The organism is Antarcticibacterium arcticum, from assembly GCF_007993795.1.
Classification (GTDB): Bacteria; Bacteroidota; Bacteroidia; order Flavobacteriales; family Flavobacteriaceae; genus Gillisia; species Gillisia arctica.
Genome location: NZ_CP042476.1, coordinates 2,578,799 through 2,591,311, shown reverse-complemented (window position 1 = coordinate 2,591,311; position 12,513 = coordinate 2,578,799). Strand labels below are relative to the sequence as shown.

The 12,513-nt window shown below is 39.1% G+C and carries 15 protein-coding genes and 1 pseudogene; 2 read left to right on the top strand and 14 right to left on the bottom strand.

Going from position 1 to position 12,513, the window contains the following annotated elements:
• Nucleotides 1–30: 30 nt before the first annotated feature.
• The 12 genes and pseudogenes from FK178_RS11715 to FK178_RS11660 form a co-directional block, all read right to left on the bottom strand.
• Nucleotides 31–927, bottom strand: a complete 897-nt coding sequence (locus tag FK178_RS11715) for a DUF3078 domain-containing protein (RefSeq protein WP_146835277.1) — start codon at nt 925–927, stop codon at nt 31–33.
• 3 nt (nt 928–930) lie between these two features.
• Nucleotides 931–1,443 (bottom strand): DUF2480 family protein, encoded by a 513-nt coding sequence (locus FK178_RS11710; protein WP_146835274.1) that lies wholly within the window; start codon nt 1,441–1,443, stop codon nt 931–933.
• A gap of 40 nt (nt 1,444–1,483) precedes the next feature.
• Nucleotides 1,484–1,807 (bottom strand): SUF system Fe-S cluster assembly protein, encoded by a 324-nt coding sequence (locus FK178_RS11705; protein WP_146835271.1) that lies wholly within the window; start codon nt 1,805–1,807, stop codon nt 1,484–1,486.
• 1 nt (nt 1,808) lies between these two features.
• Nucleotides 1,809–2,234, bottom strand: a complete 426-nt coding sequence (locus FK178_RS11700; RefSeq protein ID WP_146835268.1) for a SufE family protein — start codon at nt 2,232–2,234, stop codon at nt 1,809–1,811.
• A complete protein-coding gene (locus FK178_RS11695; protein WP_146835265.1) occupies nt 2,231–2,665 on the bottom strand; it encodes an META domain-containing protein in 435 nt (144 codons plus the stop codon). The genes FK178_RS11700 and FK178_RS11695 overlap by 4 nt, the downstream gene beginning before the upstream one ends.
• A gap of 10 nt (nt 2,666–2,675) precedes the next feature.
• Nucleotides 2,676–3,913, bottom strand: a pseudogene (locus FK178_RS11690) (aminotransferase class V-fold PLP-dependent enzyme).
• Nucleotides 3,914–3,955: 42 nt separating this feature from the next.
• A complete protein-coding gene (gene sufD / locus FK178_RS11685) occupies nt 3,956–5,272 on the bottom strand; it encodes a Fe-S cluster assembly protein SufD (protein WP_146835262.1) in 1,317 nt (438 codons plus the stop codon).
• Between the two features lie 82 nt (nt 5,273–5,354).
• Nucleotides 5,355–6,104 (bottom strand): Fe-S cluster assembly ATPase SufC, encoded by a 750-nt coding sequence (gene sufC / locus FK178_RS11680; RefSeq protein ID WP_146835258.1) that lies wholly within the window; start codon nt 6,102–6,104, stop codon nt 5,355–5,357.
• 37 nt (nt 6,105–6,141) lie between these two features.
• Entirely contained in the window at nt 6,142–6,528 is a 387-nt protein-coding gene (locus tag FK178_RS11675) for a hypothetical protein (protein ID WP_146835255.1), read from the bottom strand.
• Nucleotides 6,529–6,548: 20 nt separating this feature from the next.
• Nucleotides 6,549–7,994 (bottom strand): Fe-S cluster assembly protein SufB, encoded by a 1,446-nt coding sequence (gene sufB / locus FK178_RS11670; protein WP_146835251.1) that lies wholly within the window; start codon nt 7,992–7,994, stop codon nt 6,549–6,551.
• Between the two features lie 45 nt (nt 7,995–8,039).
• Complete coding sequence (locus tag FK178_RS11665; protein ID WP_146835248.1) at nt 8,040–8,423, bottom strand: four helix bundle protein; 384 nt, start codon at nt 8,421–8,423, stop codon at nt 8,040–8,042.
• A gap of 49 nt (nt 8,424–8,472) precedes the next feature.
• On the bottom strand, nt 8,473–8,802 hold the full coding sequence (locus tag FK178_RS11660) for a HesB/IscA family protein (RefSeq protein WP_146835245.1): 330 nt from the start codon (nt 8,800–8,802) through the stop codon (nt 8,473–8,475).
• Nucleotides 8,803–9,020: 218 nt separating this feature from the next.
• Here FK178_RS11660 and thiL point away from each other — a divergent pair, with 218 nt between their 5' ends.
• Nucleotides 9,021–10,073 (top strand): thiamine-phosphate kinase, encoded by a 1,053-nt coding sequence (gene thiL, locus FK178_RS11655; protein WP_146835242.1) that lies wholly within the window; start codon nt 9,021–9,023, stop codon nt 10,071–10,073.
• Here thiL and FK178_RS11650 read toward each other — a convergent pair.
• Both FK178_RS11650 and FK178_RS11645 read right to left on the bottom strand, forming a co-directional pair.
• On the bottom strand, nt 10,070–10,312 hold the full coding sequence (locus tag FK178_RS11650; RefSeq protein ID WP_146835239.1) for a hypothetical protein: 243 nt from the start codon (nt 10,310–10,312) through the stop codon (nt 10,070–10,072). The genes thiL and FK178_RS11650 overlap by 4 nt on opposite strands.
• Before the next feature lie 72 nt (nt 10,313–10,384).
• Nucleotides 10,385–11,155, bottom strand: coding sequence for an alpha/beta fold hydrolase (locus tag FK178_RS11645; RefSeq protein WP_146835236.1), 771 nt, complete (start codon nt 11,153–11,155; stop codon nt 10,385–10,387).
• 15 nt (nt 11,156–11,170) lie between these two features.
• Here FK178_RS11645 and brnQ point away from each other — a divergent pair, with 15 nt between their 5' ends.
• Nucleotides 11,171–12,463: a branched-chain amino acid transport system II carrier protein gene (brnQ, locus tag FK178_RS11640; RefSeq protein WP_146835233.1), complete on the top strand. Its 1,293-nt coding sequence runs from the start codon at nt 11,171–11,173 to the stop codon at nt 12,461–12,463.
• Nucleotides 12,464–12,513 lie beyond the last annotated feature (50 nt).

Below are 12,513 nucleotides of genomic sequence, written 5' to 3'. Positions count from 1 at the left end.
TTCCGGAATTTAAATTTAAACCTGAAAAGTTTAGAAGGTATAGTTGACACCCAGGCCAAAAACCTCTCTTATCTGGAAGGCCCCCACGGCATTGTCATCATAAATTGCCTGAAAAATAAGGTTTGCAGATAGATATTTATTTATTCCAAGCTCCATATTCATTAAATAATCTATATCTATATTTCCCGGATTCTCCAGATAATTTGAATAGAAATTAATGTTATTTTCCATAGTGACATTCTCCATGATCTTTGTTTTTAAATAACCGCTTAGAGAAGCTCCAAACTCGAAACGATTAGATTTTCCGGCATCTACCCCAAAGTACTGTCCATCTACATAGCCGGGCACCGAAGTGAATTTGCTGTCTACAAAAATAAAGCGAGCAGTGGCCGGGGCTATATTAATTACAAAATCCTCATTCTTTTTCCACATCAAACCGGGCCCCGTTTGTAAATACCCGGGAGAAAGAAAAGTTGTTGTTTCTACCCTGGTAATTTCGCCTGTGTCCGGGTTGGTGTTGAATTCATAGCCCTTGTCAAATTGGGTCCTGAAGTTTGCAAAGTAAGAATAATACCAGTTGGAATTTTTCATCTGGTATCCTGCAATAGAATTTATCTCAAGCCTGTCACTGGTTTTTCTGGCATATTCATCTCCCTTGATTTTTGTAAGTCCGTAGTTACCAAAAAAACTGTTTGTCCACGAAAACCTGTTCATCCGGTAGTTTTCTTCATAGTTCACTGTTAAATTTCCGGCGATACTGGAAGTTCCTCCCCCGGTCCATTCTTTATTAAAAGCCGACTGATTGAATAAAAGCTGAACAGAACCTTCATTTTTCCAACCATTTGGAGGGGTATCTTTTGTTTCTTCCTGTGCGCTTAAGCTAAGGCTTAGCACTAGTAGAATTATGGAAAGTAAAATTTTCTTCATTGATTAACTTTTTGGTTTTTTATAAAGAGGAACCGAGGAGCATGCCTCCCCGTACATAATACTTTTTACTATTGGTTGTAATTTGGAGATCAACAATAAATAAGCATTTTCCGGCACCGGTTTATTGGAACAACCTTTAATAATTACCGGTTTATCTTTTAAATAAGAGACATCCAGATCTTTTAAAATCTCTGCATAGAGTGTGGTTTCCAAAGTTTTTAGATCTCCTGCAACCACTTTTTTGGCGAAGGGTTGCAGGTAGGATGATAACAACATATAGGCCCAGGCAGGAATAATAGCTTGTGTAGAGCAGGTTAAAGCCACATATGCGTCTTTATAAATACTCCAGTCCTGTGCTGCCGCTTTTTCCCGGAATAAACTTTCCCGAAGCACCAATCCTTCCATTAACCAGTCTGAGATATCAATTAATAGCCTATCCCCCGGCAAATAAAGATCTTCCAGGTTAAAAGTGATAAGGCTGCTATTGGCAACCCTGTTTATAATTTCCGCCGACATATCTTCTTTTTTAATCTTTTTAATGCAAAAAAAAGGAATGTTATAACATTCCCAGTTCCAGTTTTGCCTCTTCACTCATAAGGTCTTGTGTCCAGGGTGGATCAAATGTTATCTCCACTTCACAATCCTTTACCAGGTCAAGGGATTTAACTCTTTCCTCAACTTCTCTTGGAAGACTTTCGGCTACCGGGCAATTTGGGGTGGTTAAAGTCATAAGGATCTTTACATCACTATCTGTATTTACCATCACATCATAAATAAGTCCCAGTTCATAAATGTCTACCGGGATCTCGGGATCATAGATCGTTTTTAAAACCCTAACAATTTTATCGCCTAGTTCCTCTGTATTAATTTCCTGTTCCATGTTAATTTAATTGTGTTTGGTATGCGACAGCATACATTTTAAGTTGTTTGATCATGCTTACCAACCCATTGGCGCGGGTAGGGGATAGATGTTCTTTTAACCCAATTTCATCAATAAATGCCGTATCTGCCGCTAAAATATCTTTGGGGTGTTGGTTTGAAAATACTCTTACCAACAAGGCCACAATGCCTTTTGTTATTATCGCGTCACTATCTGCAGTAAAAAGCAGTTTATCGCCTTCAAGGTCGGCATGCACCCACACCTTGCTTTGGCAACCTTTGATGAGATTTTCATCAACTTTATATTTTTCCTCTATTAGGGGAAGGGACTTGCCCAATTCTATCATATGTTCATAGCGTTGTATCCAGTCATCAAACATGGAAAACTCCTCTACGATCTCATCCTGTATTTCTTTTATATTGCTCATTTTATTTTTTCTATTGTTAACAGTGGATCCAGGTTTTCATTAATAAAAACCAGTTCCCCATTCTGCAGGACCATTTGGGTAATTTCGGGCAGGATTTCTGTTATAGCACTTTCCATTTCCATTTTACCCTCACAATACATTTTGGTGCTTACCACAGGTTTAAAAGTTACCTTTATTCCGGACCTTTCATATCCTGAACTGAATCTATTGCAGCCTGCATTTCCTGAAAATTCCTGCCTGGTGCTGTCAAATTTCAATTCTATTTTTTCTGAAGCTACATTTTCAGCCCTTATATTCCGGATCATATAATTGCCGGAAAGCTCAATGTTTTCCGCTGATACCAGATCGTTATCTTCTCCTCCCGATTTATTTTCCTGATTACTTCCGCAGGAATAAAAGAGAATAAGTAAAGCAAACATAAATTTTTTCATAGGTGAAATTTTATTCCAGCATGGCTTTTGCACGCTTTATTGCTTTAATAAAGATATCAATTTCTTCCCTTGTATTATAAAATGCAAACGAAGCTCTTACAGTACCCGGGATCCCGAAATAATCCATAATAGGTTGTGCGCAATGATGGCCGGTGCGCACCGCAATACCTAATTTATCAATTATCGAACCTATATCATAGGGGTGTATACCTTCAATATTGAAAGAAATTACAGCGGTTTTTTCCTTCGCGATTCCGTAGATCTTCACCCCTTCTATTTCCAGTAGTTTTTGAGTGGCATATTCCAGTAATTCCTGCTCATAAGCTGCAATTGTATCAAAACCAATCGAATTCATATAATCAAGTGCAGCCCCAAAAGCAATACCTCCGCAAATATTAGGAGTACCGGCTTCAAATTTATGCGGAAGATCGGCATAAGTGGTTTTTTCAAAAGTCACCGTAGCGATCATTTCACCTCCACCCTGATACGGCGGAAGCTTTTTAAGCCATTCTTCTTTACCGTACACAACCCCACTCCCGTTGGCCCACACATTTTATGGGCCGAAACCACATAAAAATCTACATCAAGTTCCTGTACATTTGCCTTAATGTGAGGTGCTGCCTGAGCTCCGTCAATTAGAACTGCCGCGCTCACCGTATGTGCCTTCTCAATGATCTCCCTTATTGGATTCACGGTTCCCAAAGCATTGGAAACATGATTCACAAAAACCACTTTTGTTTTTTCTGAAAGCAACTTATCAAATTCAGCGATAATAAGTTCCCCGTTTTGATCCATGGGGATCACTTTTAAAATAGCCCCTGTTTTTTCACAAAGCATTTGCCAGGGAACAATATTGGAGTGATGTTCTAAAGCTGAAACCAGGATCTCATCCCCTTTTTTTAACAGCGATCCAAATCCGTTGGCTACCATATTTATTCCATGGGTAGTACCGGAAGTGAATATAATCTCATAAGGATGAGCCGCGTTAAGATGATGTTGCACCTTACGCCGGGCTTCCTCATATTTATCTGTTGCCTCCTGCGAGAGGCTGTGTACCCCGCGGTGAATATTGGAATTGTAGTTTGAATAGTATTCTACAATAGCATCCATTACCTGCTTTGGGGTCTGGGAAGTTGCAGCATTATCAAAATATACAAGAGGATAACCATTCACCTTCCGGTTAAGAATGGGAAAATCTCTTCTTATCTTCTCAACATCAAATGGGATATTTTGAGCGGCAACTTTCATAATCTTTCTGCTTAAAACCCCGCTGCTTTCAAACAACAGTAATTAAAGGTCAAATCCTAAATTCACTTCCAGTTTAAGGGCTATCTGGTGGGTAATTCTTTTTTTAATTTCCGGTATTTTTACGCTATCCAGCACGTTGCTGGCAAATGCATACATTAAAAGAGCTTTGGCTTCTTTTAAGGGGATACCACGGGATCTCAGGTAAAACAGGGAATCTGCATCCAACTGGCCAATTGTGCAACCGTGGCTACATTTCACATCATCTGCAAAGATCTCAAGTTGAGGTTTTGAATTGATGGTGGCCTGATCGTCCAGCAATATATTGTTGTTTGCCTGGAAGGCATTTATCTTTTGGGCTTCTTTCTCTACAAGGACTTTACCGTTGAAAACCCCGGTTGATTTATCGGCAAAAATTCCTTTATAATCCTGGTGGCTTTCGCAGTTAGGTGAAATATGATGTACCAGGGTATTGTGATCTACCAACTGCTTATCTTCTATAATAGTTATTCCTTTGAGAGTAGAATCTATATGCTCTCCCCTTTGGTAGAAATTAAGATTGTTACGGGTCAATTTCCCTCCAAATGAAAAGGTATGCATAGAGCAGTTGCTGTCATCTTTCTGCTCGATAAAGGTATTATCTATAAGAGAGGCTGAAGACCTGTCATTCTGGATCTTATAATAATCTACGATGGCTCTTTTCTCTGCAAAAACTTCGGTCACAGAGTTGGTGAGCACAGGATTATCTGTAAGGCTTTGATGCCGCTCGATGATCTGGATCTGGGCGTTTTCCCCTACCACAATTAAATTGCGGGGCTGTATCATTAAAGCAGCTTCATTACCTGTTGCAAAATTTACAATTTGTACAGGTTTGTCTACCACAATGTTCCTGGGAATATTTATAAAAGCACCTTCTTTTGCAAAAGCTGTATTAAGCGGTGTAAACCCATTTTCTTTAGAAACAATCGTATTGAAATATTTATCTACAACTGCACGGTATTTTGGTTTTACCATTGCTGCCGACATAAGGCACACATCTATTTTCTCATGCGTAGTTTGCGAAAGGTGAGAGGAAAAAATCCCGTCAATGAAAATAAGGTTATAAGTATCTATATCGTGGATTAGATATTTTTTAATATCCTTATATTCTATTGCATTTTCCTTTTTTGGGAAAACGCTGTAATCATGGTTTAAAACCGAATTCAGGGAGGTGTATTTCCAGGCTTCTTCCTTTTTTGAAGGAAAGCCTAAATTTTCAAACTCCTTAATGGCTTCACACCTAAGATCATGTATTTCTGAATCCACATCACAGGCTTCTTCAAAAGCCAGAAATGAGGATATAAGTTTTTCTTTTAATTCCATTTTGCAATCATATTTTGTTCACCCGGGAGGGTATTACATTTGGTACGGATCCTGGTTTTCACCTAAGCCCTTATCCAATTGATTATACCTGCTCCGGCTTTAACCAATCATAACCTTTTTCTTCCAGCTCATAAGCCAATTCCTTAGGACCGGACTTCACGATCTTTCCATCAACCATAACATGCACAACATCAGGTACTATATAATCCAATAGGCGTTGGTAGTGGGTAATAAGCAATACGGCATTCTCACTGCTTCTTAATTTATTAACCCCGTTCGCAACAACCTTTAAGGCATCAATATCAAGACCTGAATCTGTCTCATCAAGAATTGCGAGTTTAGGATTTAGCATAGCCATCTGGAAGATTTCGTTCCTTTTTTTCTCACCCCCGGAAAAGCCCTGGTTAAGTGATCGCGATAAAAATTTACGGTCAATTTCCAGTAATTCAGATTTCTCCCGAATCAATTTCAGCATTTCATTGGCAGGCATATCATCCAGACCCTGTGATTTCCTGTGAGCGTTGATAGAAGCTTTCATGAAATTGGTTACCGATACCCCAGGTATCTCCACCGGATATTGGAATGAAAGGAAAATTCCCTTGTGAGCGCGTTCCTCAGGATCCAGATCCGTAAGATCTTCATTCTGAAAAATTATCTCCCCTGCGGTCATTTCAAATTCCTCTTTCCCGGCAATTACCGAGGATAAAGTACTTTTTCCGGACCCGTTTGGTCCCATGATAGCATGAACCTCACCGGGGTTGATCTCAAGATTTATCCCTTTGAGGATCTCTTTTCCTTCTATAGCTGCGTGTAAATTCTTTATTTTAAGCATATATATTGAATATGTATCCGGTTCTCCCGGATATTATTTAATTCTGTTCATTTAAATTATTTTCCCTTCTTTCAGCAAGGATTTTGATAATCTCTTTTATCTCTATTAAGTGTGAATATCCCATTGGTTCAGGATTATCTATCACTTTTCCTTTGATCTCGACCGGGATCACAGATTGGTTTTTAGTTTCATAATTACCCATACTGTCTTTAAGTATCAAGGCTACCGAATCCATTTTCACCTTGAAAATGAACTTATCACCTTTAAGCACCGCGGCATTTCCGGCCATGATAAAACTTCCTTTATAAGAAAGAATGCTATCCTGTGAGGTGAGGATTTTCTGGGGTTCTGGTGTATTGCCCCCGTCATTCTCACAACCCGAGATCAAAAAAGCAACTATGAATATGAAAATAAATCTTTTCATCACCTAATCTTCAAATTTCATTATCCTACAGATCCTTCCAGGGAAATTTCGAGAAGCTTTTGCGCTTCAACCGCGAATTCCATAGGAAGCTTGTTAAGGACTTCTTTACTAAAACCATTTACTATTAAAGCTATGGCTTTCTCAGTAGGGATTCCGCGTTGGTTACAGTAGAATATCTGGTCTTCCCCAATTTTACTGGTGGTGGCCTCGTGTTCTACAATGGCGGTTTTATTCTTTACCTCAATGTAAGGGAAGGTGTGCGCACCACATTTATTGCCCATTAGCAGGGAATCACATTGGGAGAAATTCCTGGCATTTGTAGCCCTGCTGTTCACCTGCACAAGACCACGGTAGGAATTTTGAGATTGCCCTGCAGAGATACCTTTGGAAATGATAGTGCTTTTGGTGTTTTTCCCTAAATGGATCATTTTTGTACCTGTATCTGCCTGCTGGAAATTATTGGTCACCGCAATAGAATAAAATTCCCCTATAGAATTGTCACCTTTTAAAATGCAGGAAGGGTACTTCCACGTAATGGCCGATCCTGTTTCCACCTGTGTCCAGGAGATCTTTGCATTCTTTTCGCAAATTCCGCGTTTGGTAACAAAATTATAAACTCCGCCTTTTCCTTCTTTATTCCCGGGAAACCAGTTTTGAACCGTAGAATATTTGATCTCTGCGTCATCAAGCGCGATCAATTCCACTACCGCTGCGTGCAGCTGGTTCTCATCACGCGAAGGTGCGGTACAACCCTCAAGATAGCTCACATAGCTACCTTCATCTGCTATTACCAGGGTTCTTTCAAATTGTCCTGTTCCTGCCTGGTTTATTCTGAAATAGGTGGAAAGCTCCATTGGGCAGCGAACTCCTTTTGGGATATAACAAAATGACCCATCACTGAATACGGCCGAATTTAGGGCCGCATAGAAATTGTCCTTTTGGGGAACTACAGATCCTATATATTTTTTCACCAATTCAGGATATTCCCTTATTGCTTCAGAAATAGAGCAGAAAATTATTCCCTTTTCTCCCAGTGTTTTTTTAAAGGTTGTAGCTACAGATACAGAATCCATAACAACATCTACAGCAACTCCCGCAAGCATTTTTTGCTCATCCATAGAGATACCCAGTTTTTCAAAGGTGGCCCTCAATTCGGGGTCAACTTCATCCAAACTGTCGTATTTGGGTTTTTTATTGGGAGCCGAGTAATATGAAATTGCCTGAAAATCTGGTTTTACATAATTTACATTTGCCCAGTCCGGTTCAATCATATCAACCCATGCTCTATAGGCTTCAATTCGCCACTCCGTCATCCACTCCGGTTCTTCTTTCTTAAGTGAAATTGCCCTAACTACATCCTCGTTTAATCCAATAGGGAAGGTATCCGATTCAATATCGGTATAAAACCCGTATTCATATTCCTTGGTTTCGAGCTCTTTTTTTAAATCGTCTTCTGTATATGCCATTTTTGCATTAAGTTAAACAGTTAAAGAGGCAATGAGGGAAAAAGTTTATTTACCTTTTTCCAAATCTCTCTTCACAACATACTTTATAAAATTTGAAAGTTGCTTAGAAATATCCATCACTTTATCTCTTAATCCTTGATATTCATCTTCATTTATAAAATCAATCGCCTTTATAACATTTAATATATTCCTTACTTCCCCTGCAGATCCTTTAGAAAAGTATAGATATCTGATAAGTTCTTTGTCTGTTTCCCGTTCAAATCCTTCAGCTATATTATTTGAAATGGAAAGAGCTGCTCTTCTTAATTGGTCAGATAATCCGAATTCTTTTTTAAACTGTGGTTCTTGTAACAGAGCGTAAATCTGAACAATTAGGTCGATTGCATCATTATAGACTTTCAAATCTTCGAAAGATTTTTTCTGGTGCATTTGAAAATTTTATCTTTTTAGCTCTTTTCCTTTTTCACTCTTTATTTTTTTAAAGCGAAAAACTCTCCCCGCAACCACACGTACGCTGGGCATTGGGATTATTGAACACAAAACCCTTACCATTTAACCCGCCGGAGTATTCGAGAATGGTTCCAGCCAGGTATAATACACTTTTCTTATCTACTACGATCCTTATGTCATTATCTTCAAACAACCTGTCGGTTTCAGTTTGGGATTTATCAAATTTCAATTCATAAGATAAACCCGAACACCCTCCGCTCTTTACACCAACGCGTACAAAGTCGGTAGTTGCATTATAGCCTTCATCGCTCATTAATAATGCAATCCTTTTTTTTGCGGTTTCACTTACCTTTATCATCCTTAACAAGATTAATTCTAAATTGGGCACAAATATACTACAAAACAAACGGTTTACCATAGCCAAAACATATGTTTTAAGAATACGGCGATAACTCCTGTCAATCCATTTTCAGGTTATATTTTACTTGCAGGAAAGTGCAGAGGATTTTATAAAACTCCTTAAAACTCCATAGGTCAAATAATAATCTGTTATTTTTGCAAAATAATATACGCACCATGATAGAAGATAGTCTAAACAGCAGGACAAACCTTTCAGAATTAGGGGAATTTGGTTTGATCGATTTGCTTACCAAAAATCTGGATATAAAATTGAGCTCGACGGTGAAGGGAATTGGAGATGATGCCGCGGTGATGGATTTTCAGGATAAACAAATCCTGGTTACCACAGATCTTCTTGTAGAGGGCGTACATTTTGACCTGGCATATACCCCATTAAAACATTTGGGGTATAAGGCGGTAATGGTGAACCTTTCTGATGTTTACGCAATGAATGGGGTAGCTACACAAATAACGGTAAGTATTGCAGTATCTAACAGGTTTCCGGTAGAGGCTCTTGAAGAATTGTATGCTGGAATTGAAACTGCTTCCAAAATATATAATGTTGATGTGGTAGGAGGCGATACAACCTCTTCTACCAAAGGTCTTTTAATAAGTATTACCGCTTTAGGAATGGCATCCAAAGAGGATGTGGTTTATCGCAGTGGTGCAAAACCCAATGACCTCCTGGTGGTTTCTGGCGATTTGGGGGCTGCTTATATGGGATTGCAAATCCTGGAGCGGGAAAAAGCAGTGTTTAAAGTTAACCCTAATTCCCAGCCGGATCTTGATGCATATACCTATCTCATTGAACGACAGTTGAAACCTGAAGCCCGGAAAGATATTCCGCCTTTATTGAAAAAACTGGAGGTGAAACCCACCTCTATGATTGATATAAGCGACGGGTTAAGTTCAGAGGTCATTCACCTTTGCAAAAATTCGGGAGTTGGAGTAAACCTTTACGAAGATAAAATACCTCTCGACCCTACGGTAATTGCGGCCTGTGAGGAATTTGAAGTAGATAGTACTACAATTGCATTGAGCGGTGGCGAAGATTATGAATTGCTATTCACCGTCTCTCAGGAGGATTTCCCTAAGATCAAGGCCAATCCACATCTTTCAATAATTGGCCATATGACCGAAGCCGGGGAAGGGATGCATTTGATCACCCGCGGAAATACAAAAATCCCGCTTATCGCCAAAGGCTGGAATGCAATGGACAAGGAAAATTAAGAGACGCTTGCGTAATTCCTCTGTCTCCTTTTCTTATGAATTTGGGCCAGGTACTCATTAGTTTCTTTAAATTTAGGGGTAAGTCTGGCTAAGAATCCATTGGCGGTATCAGTCATTTCCATTCTGCAACGTACACATTTATATTCGTGAATGTGGTTGGTTACGGTTTTTGAAACTTTAAATTCATGTCCAAAAAAGTTGCAATAAACCTGTGCTAGTGTGGGGACTATTTTACTCATAAAGGGTTGGTTTCCTTATTTCTAAAAAATAAAACTATAAAAAAAAGTTAAATAAACGATAAAAAGTAATAATTAATCGATGAAATGCACAAATTTATCGATTTCTGAATAATTTTCTAAATAGGATAAATGCCCATCCGGCATAGAAATAAATTGGCAATTACATTCTTTTACTAATTTTTCAATAGAATCGTACGGAATTATCGGGTCATTTTTTCCGGAAATGATGGCTTTGAAATTTTTAAAATTCGTTAAAACCTCTCTTTTATTTGTACGAATTTTCATACCCTTCAAAGCGGCTGTAATTCCTTCTGTAGGAAATGTATTTGCAATGCTCCTGAGATTGGCCAATTCCGCCTTGAACCTGAGATTATTCGCAGGAGTTACCAGTCCTGAAATAGCCGTAGTTATATAGGCTTTTTTATTTCTTTCCACCACGGCAACCGAACGGTCACGATTTATCCTTTTTTCAGCGGTATCCTCTTCCGGTGTTGAATTCATTAAAACCAGGCCGGCAGTACTTTGCGGATCTAGTTCCAAAAATGCCAGGCTTACATATCCTCCCATAGAATGTCCCACGAAAGTAGCCTTGTCAATCCCGAGATGATCTAATACTCCTTTTACCACCTGGGCCATCAACTCCATGGAATGTACTTCTTCTATTATTCCTGTTTTTCCATGCCCCGGAAGATCAATACAAATTACCTGTCGCTTTTTTGCCAATCCCTCCATAAACGGCTCCCAAATTTTACTGCTTTCCAAAAATCCGTGTAATAACACAAGCGGATTTCCGGTACCTTTGGCGGTATAATAAATATCTGTGTTTCGAAAGTGCAGCTTCATATCGTTTTAATTTAAATGAAATTTACAAAGGAATCATTAATTGTTGGGTTTGCCTTATTTGCTTTGTTCTTTGGGGCCGGAAATTTAATATTACCGCCTTTCCTGGGATTTTTTGCAGGAACCCAATGGTACCTGGTGGCTATAGGATTTGTAATCTCTGCCGTAGGACTTCCGCTTTTAGGAATATTTGCGCATGCCCGGTTACAGGGAAGTATTTTCAATTTTAGCGATAAAGTCTCGCCATTATTCAGTCTTATTTATTGCTTACTCATATATCTTATCTCTGTCACTCTTCCCGCGCCCAGAACTGCAGCGGTAACTCATGAGATTGCCGTACAACCATTTTTTGACATAAGTGCCCTAACCACGAGCATCCTCTATTTCTCCCTTGTGTTCCTTTTTGTAATAAAACGCAGCACTGTGATTAATAATATTGGAAAATATCTTACCCCGGCCATTTTATTACTGCTTTTAGCAATTATAATTACAGGAATATTTTCTGAAAATAAACCAACAGGCAATTCCATTACTACACTTCCAGTACTATATGGATTTTTTGAAGGCTATCAAACCTTTGATGCCATAGCAGCAATGGTTGTTGGAGGTGTGATCATTATTTCTGTTAAGCTGAAAGGTTTTTCCTCCCCGCCGGAGATAAGAAAAATAATTTTTTCTGCCGCCATTGTTACTGCGCTGGGGTTATTGATTGTTTACGGAGGCCTAATTTATAACGGAGCTATAGTTAGTTCCGAGTTTCTACCTAGCGTTACCCGAACACAACTGCTTTCCGGGATAAGCCTTCTAAATCTTGGTTCTTTGGCGCAAACAGCCCTCGCAGTTTTATTGGCGCTGGCCTGTTTTACCACCGCAGTAGGGATCATTACTGGAACTGCCGATTTTATGGCTGAAAGGATTAAACGGCCTTATACTTATCCCATTACAGTTCTCCTGGGATGTCTTGCCGGGATTGGTTTGGGAGCACTTACAGTAAATACCATTATCGAGATCGCCCTACCGGTTCTAATGCTTATTTATCCCCTTACTATTATATTAATAGTCCTAAATGTTCTGCCTGAAACATTTAGATCAACATTGATTATGAGAGCAGTGGTAATTGTAACTATAATTTTCAGTCTTCCCGATGCCCTGCAATATGTTCTCGCCCCTCAATTATTTAAGGACCTTCTGGATCACATACCTCTGGCCACATATGGGTTGGCGTGGGTTTTACCTGCCTTGGCCACTTTTGTATTTGCGGTGTTTTATGAAAGACTATCCGGAACAGTTCCTTCGGCTAATATATTATAGATTAAATGTAAAAACCTCACTTCGGTTAAAAGTGAGGTTTTAAATTTTAT